General features: G+C 51.1%; 16 protein-coding genes. 10 read left to right on the forward strand and 6 right to left on the reverse strand.

Translation table 11 applies throughout. The annotated features are described in order from the left end of the window. Nucleotides 1-29: 29 nt before the first annotated feature. A complete protein-coding gene (gene ftsH, locus PH235_RS07945) occupies nucleotides 30-1,904 on the reverse strand; it encodes an ATP-dependent zinc metalloprotease FtsH (protein WP_272161827.1) in 1,875 nt (624 codons plus the stop codon). Between the two features lie 10 nt (nucleotides 1,905-1,914). Then, entirely contained in the window at nucleotides 1,915-2,370 is a 456-nt protein-coding gene (locus tag PH235_RS07950; protein WP_272161828.1) for a MarR family winged helix-turn-helix transcriptional regulator, read from the reverse strand. A gap of 650 nt (nucleotides 2,371-3,020) precedes the next feature. Between PH235_RS07950 and PH235_RS07955 the strand changes: the two genes are divergently transcribed. Beyond that, nucleotides 3,021-3,527, forward strand: a complete 507-nt coding sequence (locus PH235_RS07955) for a methylated-DNA--[protein]-cysteine S-methyltransferase (RefSeq protein ID WP_272161829.1) — start codon at nucleotides 3,021-3,023, stop codon at nucleotides 3,525-3,527. A 5-nt stretch (nucleotides 3,528-3,532) separates the two neighbouring features. Next, the gene (locus PH235_RS07960) at nucleotides 3,533-3,868 is read left to right on the forward strand and encodes a hypothetical protein (protein WP_272161830.1); all 336 of its coding nucleotides are present in this window, start codon (nucleotides 3,533-3,535) and stop codon (nucleotides 3,866-3,868) included. A gap of 98 nt (nucleotides 3,869-3,966) precedes the next feature. Here PH235_RS07960 and PH235_RS07965 read toward each other — a convergent pair whose 3' ends face one another. From PH235_RS07965 to PH235_RS07980, 4 genes are all read right to left on the reverse strand, one after another. Next, on the reverse strand, nucleotides 3,967-4,647 hold the full coding sequence (locus tag PH235_RS07965; RefSeq protein ID WP_086628605.1) for an amino acid ABC transporter permease: 681 nt from the start codon (nucleotides 4,645-4,647) through the stop codon (nucleotides 3,967-3,969). A gap of 41 nt (nucleotides 4,648-4,688) precedes the next feature. Further along, nucleotides 4,689-5,579, reverse strand: coding sequence for a transporter substrate-binding domain-containing protein (locus PH235_RS07970; RefSeq protein WP_119092763.1), 891 nt, complete (start codon nucleotides 5,577-5,579; stop codon nucleotides 4,689-4,691). Nucleotides 5,580-6,281: 702 nt separating this feature from the next. Next, nucleotides 6,282-6,947: a hypothetical protein gene (locus tag PH235_RS07975; protein ID WP_272161831.1), complete on the reverse strand. Its 666-nt coding sequence runs from the start codon at nucleotides 6,945-6,947 to the stop codon at nucleotides 6,282-6,284. After that, nucleotides 6,948-8,435: a DUF1538 domain-containing protein gene (locus tag PH235_RS07980; RefSeq protein ID WP_272161832.1), complete on the reverse strand. Its 1,488-nt coding sequence runs from the start codon at nucleotides 8,433-8,435 to the stop codon at nucleotides 6,948-6,950. It abuts the gene before it with no gap. A 245-nt stretch (nucleotides 8,436-8,680) separates the two neighbouring features. On the opposite strand from PH235_RS07980, the gene PH235_RS07985 reads away from it, so the two are divergent. The 8 genes from PH235_RS07985 (at nucleotide 8,681) to PH235_RS08020 (ending at nucleotide 16,831) form a co-directional block, all read left to right on the forward strand. Continuing rightward, nucleotides 8,681-9,556, forward strand: a complete 876-nt coding sequence (locus PH235_RS07985; protein WP_272161833.1) for a metallophosphoesterase — start codon at nucleotides 8,681-8,683, stop codon at nucleotides 9,554-9,556. Between the two features lie 138 nt (nucleotides 9,557-9,694). After that, nucleotides 9,695-10,573: an aldo/keto reductase gene (locus PH235_RS07990; protein ID WP_086628610.1), complete on the forward strand. Its 879-nt coding sequence runs from the start codon at nucleotides 9,695-9,697 to the stop codon at nucleotides 10,571-10,573. An 80-nt stretch (nucleotides 10,574-10,653) separates the two neighbouring features. Further along, complete coding sequence (locus PH235_RS07995; protein WP_272161834.1) at nucleotides 10,654-11,370, forward strand: CPBP family intramembrane glutamic endopeptidase; 717 nt, start codon at nucleotides 10,654-10,656, stop codon at nucleotides 11,368-11,370. A gap of 38 nt (nucleotides 11,371-11,408) precedes the next feature. Continuing rightward, a complete protein-coding gene (locus tag PH235_RS08000) occupies nucleotides 11,409-12,110 on the forward strand; it encodes a DNA-3-methyladenine glycosylase family protein (RefSeq protein WP_272161835.1) in 702 nt (233 codons plus the stop codon). Nucleotides 12,111-12,323: 213 nt separating this feature from the next. Then, nucleotides 12,324-13,331, forward strand: a complete 1,008-nt coding sequence (locus tag PH235_RS08005; RefSeq protein WP_272161836.1) for a Gfo/Idh/MocA family protein — start codon at nucleotides 12,324-12,326, stop codon at nucleotides 13,329-13,331. 75 nt (nucleotides 13,332-13,406) lie between these two features. After that, complete coding sequence (locus PH235_RS08010; RefSeq protein ID WP_272161837.1) at nucleotides 13,407-14,732, forward strand: DEAD/DEAH box helicase; 1,326 nt, start codon at nucleotides 13,407-13,409, stop codon at nucleotides 14,730-14,732. 256 nt (nucleotides 14,733-14,988) lie between these two features. Beyond that, nucleotides 14,989-15,969, forward strand: a complete 981-nt coding sequence (locus PH235_RS08015) for a LacI family DNA-binding transcriptional regulator (RefSeq protein ID WP_272161838.1) — start codon at nucleotides 14,989-14,991, stop codon at nucleotides 15,967-15,969. Nucleotides 15,970-16,195: 226 nt separating this feature from the next. Further along, the gene (locus PH235_RS08020) at nucleotides 16,196-16,831 is read left to right on the forward strand and encodes a biotin transporter BioY (protein WP_272161839.1); all 636 of its coding nucleotides are present in this window, start codon (nucleotides 16,196-16,198) and stop codon (nucleotides 16,829-16,831) included. Nucleotides 16,832-16,842: the final 11 nt, after the last annotated feature.

Genomic DNA, 16,842 nt, shown 5'->3' on the forward strand with positions numbered 1-16,842 from the left:
TGATGGAACCGTGCCTATCATGTGAGCTATTATTTTCCCACAATTTCCATGAATTCTGCACCGGTGATGGTCTCTTCGACCAACAGGAAGCGGGAAAGTTCATGGAGTTTGTCGATGTTTTCGCTCAGCAGGACAGCGGCCTTTTCATGGGCTTTCTTGATGATGTCCAGCACTTCGCGGTCGACCTGTTCGGCCATGCCAGCGGATACGTTCATGGAAGTGTCGCCGCCCAGGTATTTGTTGGTCTGGGTTTCGATCTGCATCATGTCGAACGCATCGCTCATGCCGTAGCGCGTGATCATGGCGCGAGCCATTTTGGTCATCTGCTCGATATCGTTCGAAGCACCGGTCGTGATGCTGCCGAAGACGATCTCTTCGGCGGCACGACCGCCTGCCAAGGTGACGATTTTGTTGAACAGTTCCTGTTTCGTCATCAACGATTTTTCGCCTTCTTCGATCTGCATCGTGTAACCGAGTGCACCGGAAGTGCGCGGAATGATCGTGATTTTGTGGACAGGAGCGGATTCAGTCTGCTTGGCGGCGACCAGCGCATGCCCGATTTCGTGGTAGGCGATGATCTTTTTCTCTTTCGGAGAAATGACCGCATTCTTGCGTTGGTAACCGGCGATGACGGTTTCCACAGACTCTTCCAGATCGCTTTGCGTAACGGCGGTGCGGCCTTCACGGACGGCCCTTAGACCGCCTTCGTTGATGATGTTTGCCAATTCGGCACCGGAAGCACCGGATGTGGCGCGGGCGATTGTGTTGTAATCGATATTTGGATCCATCTTGTAGTTCGTGGCATGCACTTTCAGGATGGCTTCGCGTCCTGCCAAGTCCGGCAGTTCAACCGGTACGCGACGGTCAAAACGACCCGGGCGCAGAAGGGCAGCATCAAGGGATTCCGGACGGTTGGTGGCGGCCAGGAGGATGATGCCTTTGTTGGCTTCAAAACCGTCCATTTCCGCCAGCAGTTGGTTCAAGGTCTGCTCACGCTCATCGTTACCCCCGCCGTAGCCACCGTTATCGCGTTTCTTACCGATCGTATCGATCTCATCGATGAAGACGATACATGGGGCTTTTTCGTTGGCTTCCTTGAACAGGTCGCGGACTTTGGCAGCTCCGCGGCCGACGAACATTTCGACGAATTCGGAACCGGATATGCTGAAAAACGGCACATCGGCTTCGCCTGCGACAGCGCGGGCCAACAGGGTTTTACCGGTTCCGGGAGGTCCGACCAGCAGGATGCCTTTCGGATTCTTGGCACCGATATCCTGGTATTTTTTCGGTTGATGCAGGTAATCGACGACTTCGCTGAGCGCTTCTTTGGCTTCGTCCTGTCCGGCGACATCCTTGAATGTTTTCGAATCGCCTGCCTTTACGTAGACTTTGGCGTTCGATTTGCCGAATGATAATGCGCCACCGGCACCGCCGCCCATCCGTTTCGCCATCTGTTTCCCTAACAGGCTACCCAATCCCCAGAACAGCAGGAGTGGCAGGACCCAGGAAACCAGGATGGAAAGGATCGGGGAGGCTTCAGTCGGGATGTCCTTGCTGAAGGTCACGTCGGCTTCTTCCAAGCGGGTGACGAGTGTCGGATCATCGATCAGGCCGGTCATGTAGACTTGTTTGTCGCCTGCGTCATCGGTTGCGACGAAGGTGATTTGGTTCTCTTCAAGTTTGACTTCGGATACGTCACCAGTCGACACTTGGTTCAGGAATGTGCTGTAAGTCACTTCCTCCACGCTTCGGTTCATGTAGCTAGGCAATATGAAGTAGTTCAGGAACATCAGGACGCTCAGTGCCATCAACAAGTAATAGGCTGTCGTTCTGCGTTTATCGGGGTTGTCGTTATTCAAATTCACATTCCATTTTCGGTTGTTTTTATTTTTGTCATCTGCCATTTATGTCTGTTCAATCCTCTCGTTGTTGTTCGTTCATTTCCTGTATCAAAAGCTGCAATTCCTTGATGCCGACTGCAATTTTTTCAAGCCGCTCCTCGGACACGCCTTCCATCAGCAAGCAGTATTTGCTTTCGATATCCTGCTCCATTTTCTGAAGGATCGCTTGGCCATTCGGGGTGAGTTTCAGCGTAATGAAGCGTTCGTCGTCCGCGCGCCGTTCCCGCGTCAGATAACCTTGCTGTTCCAGTTTTTTGCAGATGGTGGAGACGTTGCCGTTGTTCATATCCATCAGCTTCGCCAAACGGTTGAGTGACAGATCTTCGCTCAGCTTGATTTCCATCAAAATCCGCAATTGCAGCGGGGTGATGCAATAATCCTTAGCGACCGGGCACATGACGGTATCCTTGGAAACTTGGATGGTCCGTATCAAATCCCAGATCTCTTTTTTCAAAAAATCAATTTTCAATTGAAATCCGCTCCTTTGCAGGATAATAGTTGTGATGTAAAACTATTCTAAATCAAAACTATTCTTTGTGCAAGCGGCTCAACTTACTCTTAAACAATTCCTAAAGATTCATCCCTAGTAGGAATGATGTGAACCTACTATAGAGCTAGTGTGTGAAGAAAGCATGAAGATGCTTGAAATAATTTCATAAGAAATGTTTGCGGCATGCGCTGCTCGTCGGAGGAGGGCGGTCGGACGGGGAATCAGCTCCGGCGAGAGCGCACTCGTCGGAGGAGCGTTCAAAAAATTTGCCCCACCTCCGGGGAGGCCCGTCTCCCCGGAGGAGAGCATTCAGAATGTAGGGTGAACTCCGGCGAGGCCTGCGTTCACCGGAGTAAACAAAAAATCAGCCGCTCCCCGGAGTAAAGCGGCCGGACGTGGCTTCAGCTCCGACGAGAGCGTACTCGTCGGAGGAGCGTTCAAAAAATTGCCCCACCTCCGGGGAGGCCCGTCTCCCCGGAGGAGAGCATTCAGAATGTGAGGCGAACTCCGGCGAAGCCTCCGTTCACCGGAGGAAACGACAAACAAAGAATGCTTCCTGTTGCTGCCACCGCTGTGTATAATGGAGCAGAGAGATTTCATGATTACGAAAAAAAGGACTGATGATCAGCATGAAAGCATATAAATATATCCAAACGCCGCTGGGGAAATACTTGCTGGCTGAAAACGGCAAGGGCATCACGTTTCTGGAGCATGTTGCATTGGAATTGGATCCGCGGATCGAAAAGGAAATCGCGGCTGGAGAAATGGTTGAGGCGGACACACCTTTGTTGCTTGAAGGGGAGCGTCAATTGACAGAGTACTTCAATGGGGAACGTCAAGAATTCGATCTGCCTTTGGATGCAGCCGGAACGCCTTTCCAATTGAAAGTCTGGGAAGCTTTGCGCCAAATCCCTTACGGCGAGACATGCAGCTACAAGGACGTCGCCATCGCTGTCGAAAATCCGAAAGGCGTCCGCGCCATCGGCATGGCCAACAACCGCAACCCGATTTCGATCATCACCCCTTGCCACCGCGTCATCGGCACAAACGGGAAACTGGTGGGCTATGCCGGGGGATTGCATCTGAAGGAATATTTGCTGAATCATGAGACAAAGGTTGCAATCGAGAAAGGGTGATACGGATGAGCAAGCACCACCTTAATTCGGAACAATACAACGAATTACCGCCTTTCAAAAAAGAGGGAAGTCGGTACGATGCTCCTTTTGGTAAGGAATCGTTGGAATTACAGCATCATATGGCTGCTTTGGACATATCCAGAGAAGGGCTGATGAAAGATTATAGTATCAACGAATACCAATTGAAAGATTTTCTGTTTGGGACGCCTGGAAAATCGGATGAGGAGAAATTCCATAGCATCCATAATGATTTAAAGGTTAAAATGGATGGAAAGATTAAAGAGAGCAACAAAAGAGCCCAAGAAAAACTTTTGAATTCCGGTAAAAAAATTGAACACTAAAAGCTTAAAATTTATGCGGTAATGAAGTATGATAAAAGAACGAAAGAAGCAACCCGTGTATCGAGGTTGCTTCTTTCGTTCTTTTGCAGTTCTATTTGTCATTCCACATACATAGATAATTTCTTTTCGATGCGTGTCTGGAAAGCAGCGAAGACGCTGCAGACCGCCCAATAGATGAGCGCGACCAGGATATACATGGTCATATAGTCGAACTCGCGGCCGCCGACGATTTTGGCGTTCTGGAACATTTCCGGAACGGTGATCATCGCCGCCAAAGACGAACCTTTGATCAGGTCCAACAGCACGTTGCTCATCGGCGGGATGGCGATCCGCAGCGCTTGCGGCACGATCACTTTCCGCATGATGAACGACCACTTCAGCCCCAGCGCATAAGCCGCTTCCCATTGTCCGTGATTGACGGAATTCAATGATGAGCGGATGATTTCCGCGCTGTAGGCGGCTGAGCTCATGCTGAAGCCGATGATGGCCGCCGTGACGGCTGTGAATTGGATGCCGATGAACGGAAAGCCGAAGTAGAGCAGGAACAAAATGACCAAAGTAGGGGTTCCCCTCATGAAGGAGATGTAGAGCCGCGCTAGCCAGCGTAGTGGTTTCAACTTGGCCAACTGCAGCATCGCAAGAACAAAGCCAAGCAGCGTGCCATTCACCATGCTGGTCAACGCGATTCCAAGTGTATAGCCCATCCCTTTCAGGACGTACGGAAGGCTTTCTAGAGCCAACTCCGGATTGAAGATATACTGCCATTGGATGCCTGACATGTCTTGCCCACCTTTCTGTTCTACGTCTTTACTTTATGTTTCTATTCTACGTCGCTTACATCAATCACAGGGAAATCATATTCGATCTGTACGGTTACATCCGCGCCGTCGTAAAACTGTTTCGACAATTCCGCCAAAGTGCCATCAGCACGCATTTCGTCCAATGCTTCGTTGAATTTATCAGTCAATTCGTCGTTGCCTTTTTTGATGGAGAAATTGGTTTCGGATGGGTTGTAGAAAATGTCATGCACTTTTACCGGGATATCCGGCAAAGCGGCAGTCGCCAATTTTTGTGCGTAGTAGTCGTTCAGGATAACGTCGGTCCGTCCGTTCGCAACGTCCGAAAGGTACATATCGTTTGTCGCGTTGTCGTAGATTTTTTCTTCCGCGCCGAAGTAACGCGCGACTTTCATGTAAGTCGTCGTTGCCGCACCGGCAGCGATTTTGCCTTTCAAATCTTCCAGCGTTTCGATGCCGGAATTATCGGATTCACGGACAACCATGGCACCGAATGAATATTTGTATGGAGTTGTGTAATTGTATTTGTCGGCATTTTCGCCATTGCGGTCGATCCCGAATGCTGCAACATCCACTGCGCCGCTGTTGACGGAAGTAAGCATACCGTCCACGCCCATTTCTGTGAATTCCACTTCCACGCCGATGCGCTCAGCGATTTCACGGAGGATTTCCACCTCGTAACCGGTCAATTCGTCGGTTTCTTTGTCGTGATAAGAATTAGGGTAAAGCGTTCCGGAAGTGGCTGCCTTCAAAACCCCGGCTTCCTCGATCTTGTCCCATGCTGTTTCTGAATCAGTTAATACTGCTGTATCAGTAGCGCTGCTGTCGGCAGTTTCGCCGCTCCCGCAGGCCGCCAAAGTCAAACCTAGTAATGCTGTCAAACCGCCAAATAAAACTCTCTTTTTCTTTACCATCCGTGAAACCTCTCCTTTTTCCTCGAATAAGAACTAGACATAAGATAGCACGTATCCGGGCTTAAAGCAACCGTTTTATCTATAAAAATAATACAGTTTAAGATGCTGTTATAAATCATTTTCAATGAAAAGATTGAACAAAATTAGCATATCTGCTGACTTAATTCCGAACATTCGCTCCGGATGTTGATACAGTTCGTAAAACAGTTTGTGAAATGGGGAACAGCCCCCGCAATATGCAACGAAAGTTACTGAAAACAAAAAAATGTTTAGGGTTGTCCGATAACCGCGAAAAATCGGACAACCAGAACAAGGATCAAAGCGGCGTTGTCCGATAACAGCAAAGAATCGGACAACCAGAACAAGGATCAAGGCTGCGTTGTCCGATAACCGCGAAGAATCGGACAACCAGAACAATGATCAAAGCTGCGTTGTCCGATAACCGCGAAGAATCGGACAAGCAGAACAAGGATCAAAGCGGCGTTGTCCGATAACAGCAAAGAATCGGACAACCAGAACAAGGATCAAGGCTGCGTTGTCCGATAACCGCGAAGAATCGGACAACCACAACAAGGATCAAAGCTACGTTGTCCGATAACCGCAAAGAATCGGGCAACCGGAACATGATCCAGCACCGCATGCAAAACAAAAAACCCGGATCGGCATCAAACACCAATCCGGGTCTATCAAATCGTATTTTTCTTAACGCACCCCGCGCACATTTTCGGCATCGAAACTGAACAGGATGCCATTACCCGGCACATCCAGTTGCATCCGTTCGACTATGGCGGTTTCCACCGCGGGAGCGACATTGGAAGTGACGAGGTTCATGATGATGTCCTTGCCGGCATCCACTTCGATCCCGAATACTTTCCGGCATTTTTCTGCGAAAGCCCCGGTCCCGTGGAAGAGGGTGCCACCGCGTGCGCCTGCCGCAGCAGCTGCTTCGACAACTTCGTCACCCAATCCGGCGGCGACGAGCGTGAAGAAGACTTCATGATCGGTAGGCGTGTTGGCCTCCTTTTCGTCCAGATGCAGACGTTCACCGTGCGTGCCCATCAGGTGCGAAACCTGACTTGTGAAGAGGATGCCGCGATTCGGTAACTCGAAATGGAAGAGTGAGCTGATGTGTTCGATGGCAGGTTGCGTCTTCTCTCGCGCGCAGACCATAAAAAGGATCTCTTTTTTTACTTCATAAAAACCGATCGTGCGCAACAAAGCGCTGGAAACCGTGCCGGAACCATGCATAATGGTCCCTCCGGTGATGCCGCATTTCTTCGCTTCCTCAAGCACCCGGCTGGCTTTGCCGATGTTGACGACGACAAAAATGACGTCGTAGAATCGTGTATTCTCAACTTGTTTGGTCATTTAAAGACCCTCCTTTACACTGTTGCGCTGGTAGATGGCGCCTAACAATTGCAGCGAGATGATCGGCATCATCGCCACCATCGCGATCATCCCGAAGCCTTCCAAGAGCACATTGGCATCCGGTGTGATTTCCGCAACGCCTTGGATGAACGCCAGGATGAAAGTGGCCGTCATCGGTCCTGAAGCGACGCCACCCGCATCAAAGGCGATCCCGACGAACAGCTTCGGGACTTTGTAGGAGAGGGCAATGATGATCAGATAGCCGGGGACGAGATAGTGCCACAGTTGCAGCCAAGGGATGAGCACACGCACGACCGACAAGAGGACGGCGAGCCCGACTCCGATGGACAGGAATCCCAGCACAATACCGCGCTTTACATACCCTGTTGTAACATCTTCTATTTGATGCGTCAATACATATACCGCAGGTTCCGCCAAAATGACCAATACCCCCAGCACAAAACCGACGATCAGTAACGGAATGGAGCTGTCCATCCCAGCGATCAGCATGCCGAGTTTGCGTCCGACTTCCATGAATCCGGCATTCACGCCAGTCAGGAAAAGCACCAACCCGACAAACAGATAAGCCATCCCCAAGAAAATACGGCGGAAAGCACGTTTCGAGAGTTTTTCATCCGCAAAGAAGACATGGTTGAGCACGAAGATGATCAATATCGGCGAAACGGCCAACAGGATTTCGCCCGCGATCTTCGGCAACTCGTGCAGGAAAGGAGCAAGCCAGTGGGTCACTGTAGCCGTGCTGGCAGGCATCGAGCCCGAGAGTGGTTCGTCGGAGCGGACGAACAAGCCCAGGATCAATACGGCCAGAATGGCGCCGGCTGAGGCGATCCCCACCAGGCCGAAGCTGTCCTCTTCCGCTGATTGCGTCCGCCGGTTCAGGGATGCAACCCCGACAGCCAACGCCAACATGAAGGGCACGGTCAAAGCGCCGGTCGTCGATCCCGAGGCATCGAAAGCGATGGCGAATAGGTCGTTGGTGCTGAAGTAGGCCAAGCCGAAGATGGCAAGGTAGAGGAACGTGAAGGCCTTGTTCAGCGGATAACGGTAAACGATCCGGAACAGGCCGAGCGTCAGCATCACGGCGATGCCAACGGAAACGACAACCAAGAGCAGGGTTTTCGGATACATGCCATTCGTTACCTCGGAAACCTGCGTCGCCAAAATATGCAAGTCCGGTTCCGCAATCGAGATGAAGAAGCCGAGCACAAGCCCCATCCCGAGCACGTATTTCATGCTGCCGCTGCGGGCCAAACCTTTCCCGAGGAATTTCCCGATCGGCGTGATGCCGATGTCCACTCCGAAAAGGAAGATGGACAGGCCGATGATGATAAGCAACGCCCCAAACAGGAACCGCTGCAGGTCAATCGTCTCGAGCGGAGTCAAAGTAAAGTGGAGCAGGACGACCAGCAGCGTGATTGGCAGCACGGACTGCAGGACTTCCCTTAATTTTTCTGTAAATATATGCATAGATTCATTCCTTCCATGGTGATGTTATAATGTTGAATAGTAATATCTATACATTAAACTTACCATGCGAACTATTAAATAGGAAGTGAAACGCACCCTTTTGAAGGGCATTGGGCAATTTTCCGATGCTTTCAGGAAATTCGCCCGGATCCGACGGTCACTAGAGCCAACCGTTTTACTTTGACGGAAGCGCTCCAAAGCATTAGAATAAAGGAAACAATTGGGTTTCATGAAGGATGATTAATATGAACATAAAAAACAAAAGCTTGCTGAAAACTGCCGTTTTGGCGGGCGCGGCGGCCTATCTGCATCTCCAAAACACATGGATCCAGAAGACCGAGTACACAATTCCGGTAAAGAACCTTGCGCCGGAAAACGAAGGGCTGAAGATCGTTCAGATTTCTGATCTCCATCTGCCGAAAGAGAAAATCGATCTGAATAAGCTTATCGACATGACCAAAGAAGCGGAACCGGACTTCATCTTTCTGACCGGCGACCAGATTCAAGGGGATCATCCTTTTGATCCCTCGGTGGCGGAAAAACTGTTCCGGAAATTGGCGGCGATTGCACCGACCTATGCCATCAACGGTAACCATGACCGCCACTCTCCGATGTTCCACATTGCGTTGGATCTGTACAAGAAAACAGGGATCCGATTTTTGGACGATGAAGCAATCAGCGTCCTGGCAAAAGGCAGAAAGCCTGTCGTCATAATGGGTCTGAGCGACAAAAGCGCAGCCATCCAGAAAATCACGAAGGATTTCCTGAAAAAAATCAAGCTCCGCAAAGATTGGCAAGGCCAGACGCGCCTTTTGCTGGCGCACCGGCCTGAACATTTCCTGAAATACCATATCAATCCAGAGAAATCAGCTGACATCACATTTGCCGGCCATGCGCACGGCGGTCAAATCCGCATCCCTAGACTGGGCGGACTCTATGCACCAGGACAAGGCCGGATGCCGCAACATACCGAAGGGGTCTATCTGTTGCCGACAGATCAGGAAAAGAAACTAGTCGTCAGCCGAGGTCTCGGCGGATCCTCATTCCCGTTCCGCATCAACAACCGACCGGAAATGGTCATCGTGACCTTGACGAGCGGCTCAGTTTCCGAAAAGCTGTAGGCGCGTGCTCTGATTACGCCTAGACGGTGTTGGAAGAGCTTTCCCCCCAGTTTGTTATGTAAGCGCATTAATAATTTTTGTATTTCTGACTGAATTGCGTTACACTTAAGGTAATAAGTAGAAGGAGTGTGGGTTATCATGGTGAAGAGCTTAATGGACAGAATGCCTTTGAATGATGGTTTTACAATCCCCGGTATCGGATACGGCACTTGGAATGTGAGCGATGATGAAGCGGAAGAATTGGTCTTCATGGCCATCATGCGCGGGTACCGCCTAATCGACACAGCCAGCATGTATGGAAATGAAGCCGGCGTAGGCCGCGGTATCCAAAAAGCAATCAATGGCGGCATTTCCAGAGATGACATTTTCGTCGTCACTAAAATCTGGAAAGACGACATGGGTTTTGAGAAAGCAACGGACGCTATTCGAGCCAGCTATGACCGTCTCGGACTGAAATACATCGACCTGTTCCTGATCCATTCGCCTAGCGAAAGCGACGATGTCAACGCAGAAACGTGGAAAGCGTTGGAAGATGCCACAGACTCCGGAATCGTCCGCAGTATCGGTGTTTCCAACTTCATGCGCGGCGATCTGACGCAGTTACTGGAAAATTGTCGGATCAAACCAGCAGTAAACCAACTCGAAATCAACCCGTACAACAATATGGAAGTCGTAGATGACTTCTGCTACGACAACAATATCGTGACCATGGCTTACAGCCCATTGGCAAAAGGTCGGATCATCTCGGAAAGCAAAGTCATCAAGATCGGCGAAAAATATGGCAAGACACCGGTTCAGATCGCATTGAAGTGGTGCGTGCAACGTGACCTCATTCCGATTCCGAAAACGAAGGATGCCGATCGCATGAAAGAAAATCTCGACATCTTCGATTTCACATTGACCGATCAGGAATTGGAAATGATCACGCGTATCCAAAAACCCACTAATTTCGAAAAAGGCCACCAAGATCATAACTTGGGCAAACGCATCGGGTTCGATACGCATAAGACAGTCTAAAGAAAATGATAGAGCTGGGGACTTTCGGGTCCTTGGCTTTTTTAAGGTTTCCATCATCAAATGAGTGAGGGAAGTGCACGATGGAACGATTATACAAGAAGAATGAATTGTTTTTTGCCTTGATGTGGATTGCTGTCTATGTCATCGGCATCAGCACCGCCGATGGGCTGTCCGAAGAAATCGGGATCCTGAAAGTGATCACTTTGCCAGTGGCGCTAGTGTTAAGTTTCTTTCTTTACGGATGGATCCGGAAGAACAAGCTGCAACAGTACTACGGGCTCCGGCCGGTTGCATCCACCGATTACCGCAAGTATCTGTATTTTTTGCCGCTGATTGTCCTGTCGACGGCCAATCTTTGGAACGGTGTCGTCTTTGAGCAGTCTTTTCTGGATTCGGTCCTGTTCATCATCTGCATGCTATTCATCGGATTCCTTGAGGAAGTCATCTTCAGAGGTTTCCTGTTCAAAGCTTTATCCAGGAAAAGTGTCCGCTCGGCAATGCTCATCTCCAGCGTCACATTCGGGATGGGCCACATCGTGAACCTGCTGAACGGGGCGGATTTTCTTCCGACGCTGCTGCAGATCGGTTACGCGACCGCGATCGGGTTCCTGTTTACGGTGTTGTTCATGAAAACGAAAAGCTTGTGGCCGGGCATCCTTGCGCATGCGGTCATCAATGCGACGAGCCTTTTTGCAGTGGAAGGTGATGGATCTGTCCAGCTCATCAGCAGCCTCGTGATGGTGGTTCTTTCAGTGGGCTATGCGCTTTATCTTTTAATGTTCCTTCCTGAAAAATGATATAATGGCTGTAAATATGCAGAACAAGGATGGATAAGATGAATTTTTATTATGACGAAGAAGCGATCCGCTATCTGAAGGCAAAGGATCCAATCTTGGCGGACATCATCGACCGGATTGGACCGATTGAGCGGCCGATTGATGCGGATCTCTTTTCGGCGCTCATCAACAATATCGTCGGCCAGCAGATTTCGATGAAGGCCCAGGAGACCGTCTGGAAAAGGATGCTTGCCGCTTTCGGAGCGATCACGCCGGAGAATCTTTGCCGAGCGAGCGTCGAAGAAATCCAGCAGTGCGGTTTGTCGACCCGCAAAGCGACCTATATCCGTGAAGCGGCCGAAAAAGTCCTTTCCGGCGAATGCGATCTGGAGGCGCTGGAGGTCATGAGCGACGAAGCGGTCATCGCCGAACTCTCGCAGCTGCGCGGCATCGGCAAATGGACAGCCGAGATGCTGCTGATCTTTTCAATGGGCCGTCAGGACGTGCTGAGTTGGGACGACCTCGCCATCCATCGCGGACTGCGGATGGTGTACCATCACCGCAAAATAACAAAGCAGCTTTTCCAGAAATACAAACGGCGTTACGCGCCATACGGTTCGATTGCGAGCCTCTATCTGTGGGAAGTGTCCGTCGGCGTCCTGCCGGATCTGAAGGACTATGCGCCGCTGACGGAAGCCGAAAAGAAGAAACGCCAAAAGCAGCGCCAAGAGCTGAAACGGGCGGGAAAGCAACTCCTGTAATGTATAACGCAAGCATCCCATCATTTGTATCGGGATGCTTTTTTGATTCTGTTGCAAAGGGGATGCTTTAACCGGGCACCAGCCCAAATCATGCCTACAAAAATCATTCATTTTGCATCTCAAAAAAATGGTATCACTAAGCAATCCACTCTGGATTAGTGTAGAATAGGAATAGAATGTTCAAAAGAAAACAGTGAGTGAGGGGATTAAGCCATGATCAGATTAGGCATCATCGGAACGAGCAGCATCGCGCATGAATTCGCCACAGCGGCAAAAGCATCCGGACAATTCGAAATAAAAGCGGTCTACAGCCGCACCCAGTTCAACGCCCAGAGTTTCGGGGAAGGCTACGGCGCGGACCTGTTCGTCACGGAGTTGGACAAATTCACAGCCTTGGAGGAAGTGGACGCCATCTACATCGCATCGCCGAACAGCCTCCATTTTGAGCAAGCCATGTCGGCCATCGCGAACGGCAAGCATCTCATCGTAGAGAAGCCAATCTTCTCGAACACGAAGGAATGGGAGGCTGCCTTCGCCGCAGCGAAAGCCAACAATGTTTTCCTGTTTGAAGCAGCCCGCCACCTGCATGAACCGAACTTCGCGCTAGTCAAGAACGAGATCGCCAAATTGGGCGAAATCGACGGCGCCAGCTTCACTTATGCCAAATATTCTTCCCGCTACGACCAAGTCTTGGCCGGCGAGGAACCGAACATTTTCTCGCTGGATTTTTCCGGTGGGGCGCTCTCCGATTTGGGCGTATACTTGCTTTATGCTGCCATCGCATGGTTCGGAGTGCCCGAGGAAGTCGATTATGCCGCCAAGAAAATCCAGACGGGCGTAGATGGAGCCGGCACAATGCTTCTGACATATCCGTATTTCACAGTCAGCCTGCACACGTCGAAAATCTACAATTCTTTCGCTGATTCGGAAATCTACAGCGGTAAAAAAACGTTGATTCTCGATGGCGTCAATTTGATCCAATCCGTCGAACTGGTAGACGGCGAGACCGAGGAACGTTATCAATTAGCCGAAAAAGCGTCCGGACATTTCATGGATGACGAGGTCCGTGCATTCGCGGGCGTCTTGAATGATCCGGAAAATCCTGATACTATAGAAGACTATGAACGTTGGACGCAGATCAGCCGAGACGTCAACCGGACAATGGAAGCTTTGCGCAAAAAAGCGGGCATCGTTTATCCAGCGGATTTAGATGAGGCGTAGGTCAGCCGGATGCTTCCGCGCGAGGCTTGCACCGCAGCTTAATAACAAGCTGCACTATAAGAAATGAGGAAATAAATGATGATGATGGAAGAAATGGCAATGCCATTCGAGAAATACTGGAACGAGATGAGTTTTCAGCTGCCGACGCCGATCCAAGAAAATGTCTTCAAGCCGTTGATGGAAGGCAAAGATGTCGTTGGTCTATCGCCGACAGGTACCGGTAAAACCTTGGCTTATGCCATCCCGTTGCTGCAAAAAACGGATGCCAACAAGGAATTGCAATTATTGGTGCTCGTGCCTTCGCAGGAATTGGCGCACCAAGTAGGGCACGTTTTGGCGGAATGGGGTTCCCTGAAGGACTTGACCGCGCAAGTGATCATCGGGGGCGCTAACGTGGGCCGTCAGATCGACAAGCTGAAGGAAAAGCCGGAAATCGTGGTCGGAACACCGGGACGATTGCTGGAATTGGCCAACCAGAAAAAACTCAGACTGCACAACATCAAGACGGTCATCTTGGATGAAGCCGACTACTTGATGCAGGAAGAGCATCTGAGTGCTTTGCGCGAATTGATCAAAAAAATGCCGGGCGCCCGCCAGATGGGTTTCTTCTCGGCTACGAACAGCGAAAACCTGAAGGATATCCAGAAATGGTTCAACACGGAGCCGCTTTGGTTCGACACGACTAAGGAAGGCCAGTTCATGGACCAGACTGTCCATGGCTTCATCGAGGCGCCGACGCGGAAGCGTGCGGAAATGCTGCGCCGTTTGGGCAACTTGGAAGGCATGCAGGCGCTCGTTTTCGTGAATTCTACGCAGGAGCTTGATTATTTGGCGGGAAAACTGCAGTTCGAGGGCATCAATGTCCGCATGCTGCACAGCGATTACGGCAAGGCGCAGCGTAAGAGCGCCATGGAGGAATTCCGCAAAGGCAACGCGACGTTCCTGCTGACGACGGATGTTTCCGCCCGCGGGATCGACATCCAGGATCTGCCTTACGTCATCCATTACGATCTGCCGCTTTCGAAGGAAACCTACCTGCACCGATCCGGACGTACGGGCCGGATGGGCAAAAAAGGGATTGTGCTGTCCTTGGTGAATGACCGCAACAGTCGCGATATCAAACGCTTCGCGCCGCATCCGGATGAAGTGAAAGAATTCTTCATCTACGGAGGCGAGCTCGTCAACGAACTGCCGAGCCGGGAAGACCGTGACGCAATCCGCGATGCGCAGAAACCGGCCGCAGCCAAAGCAGCCAAAATCCAGAAAAAAGCTGCCTTGAAAGAGGAAGAAGCGTCCCCGCAGGCGCCAGCCAAGAAAATCAAAAAGAAAAAAATCCGCACCAAGACGCTGAAAAACAAAGGCGCGCGCCGCAAGCCAACAGAACAAAAGCCATCTGAATAACTGAATTCCTTTCCGCATTCTGCCGGTAGGACAGCCCCAAACCGCCCTTGCGGAGGCTGTCCGCGGCGGCGTGCGGATTTTTGCGTTCGATCGGAATGTGGGCCGGAACTCCGGCCAATCCCAACAGGCAGATTTCCTTCCCGGGTCCGTTGCGGCGAACCCCTCGCACCTGTATAATCAAAGACAGAGAACGAATATGTATACGGATACGGAACAAAGTCCGCTATGCAGCACAAGAAAGGGGTGCATGCTAACTATGGTCACCATCAATGACATCGCCAAAATGGCCGGTGTGGCGAAGAGCACCGTTTCCCGCTATCTGAACGGCGGGGCGGTCAGCGAAAAAACAAAGGCGAAGCTGGATGAAATCGTTGCCGAGAACGACTATAAACCGAATAAATTTGCCCAAAGCCTGAAAGCGAAGCGTACGCACATGGTCGGGACGATCATTCCGCGTCTGAATTCCTTTGCGACGAATGAAGCGTTGCGCGGCTTGGAGAACAGTCTGCGCCTTTCCAAAAACCAATTGTTGATCACGAATGCGGATCAGAGCCGCGAGCGCGAAATTGAAGCCATCTCCACCTTGGCGAAGCAGCGCGTCGACGGCATCGTCTTCTTCGCGGCGGCCATCACGCCGGCTCATGTGAAGGCGTTCGAAGATGCTGATGTTCCCGTCGTCATCGTCGGGCAATCGCATCCCGATTTCCACTGCATCATCCATGATGACGAGAAGGCGGGACATTCGGTCGGCTCCTATGCGGTGGCGAACGGGCACAGGAACATCCTTGTCTTCGGGGTCGACGAATCCGATAAGGCGGTCGGGGTGACCCGGCGCAACGGCATCGAGCAGGCTTTCAAAGGCCACGACATCGACTATACCTTCGTCAAAACGAGCTTTGCCATGAAGGACGCCTACGAAAAGGCGCTGGAAATCCTGCCGCAATCAAAAGCGACCTTCGTGATCGGCGCGACCGACAATATCGCGATCGGGATCATGCGCGCGGCCCACGAACTGCAAATCGAAATACCGGATCAGCTTTCCTTGGCGGGTTTCGGGGGCTATGAAATCACCGAGGCGGTCTATCCGCGCATCACAACGGTCCATTATCCATTCATGGAATCCGGCGAATTGGCGGCCAAAATCCTGATGGAACTGATCTTGAAAAAGGAAGTCGACCAGATCCAAACGCTGGATAACGAGCTGTTGATCCGGGAATCGACAATGAGAAAAGAATAGCCCCAGCCTATACGACTAGCAACTGATGGCAACAATTAAGAACCCGCAAGCAAATTTTGCTTACGGGTCTTTTTTTGGTTCGTACGCTAAAAACAGAAAAAGTGCAAACCCGTGCAACCGCTCCAAAAACACCCAAATCGTCAGAGGAGTAAGTTTTCTCAGTGTTTTTCATTGTTACCCACAACATTTATACGGTTGACATAGTTTTCCGCCTATGTAATTATTGATGCAAGTACAATATCAGAATGAATGGAGAATGATGATGAGCGAAAAAGAGACTGTTTTATCCGTAAAAAATGAAGAGCGGGCCAACCGAAGATTGACCACAAAGGAGATGGTCCTGTGCGCCTTGTTCGCCGCGCTGATCGCGGTCGGGGCTTTTATCCGCGTGCCGGTGCCGGTTGTGCCATTCACACTGCAATTCCTGTTCACGATGCTGGCAGGCGTGTTATTGGGCGGAAGGCTCGGGGCAACGAGCGTGTCGCTTTATTTGCTGATGGGGTTGGCCGGCTTGCCCGTGTTCGCTGAAGGCGGCGGCATCGGCTATATCCTGAAACCGAGCTTCGGCTACCTGATCGGCTTTTGCGTCGGCACCTATGTGACCGGCGTGATCGCGCACAAGGTGGCGCAGCCGTCGTTCCAGCGGCTGCTGCTGGCCAGCTTGGCCGGTCTGGGCATCGTGTATGTGTTCGGGCTGATCTATTACTACCTCATCTGCAATTACGTCATCGGTGCCCCGATCGCGATGGGACCGCTGTTCCTGTACGGCTTCCTTTTGTCCGTGCCCGGCGACATCGCGCTCTGCTTACTGGGCGCATCACTCGGCAAACGGCTGATCCCGGTCATCAGAAAAGGGCTTTAGGAAAGGAAGGA

Source organism: Trichococcus sp. K1Tr, from assembly GCF_028309625.1.
Taxonomy (GTDB): domain Bacteria; phylum Bacillota; class Bacilli; order Lactobacillales; family Aerococcaceae; genus Trichococcus.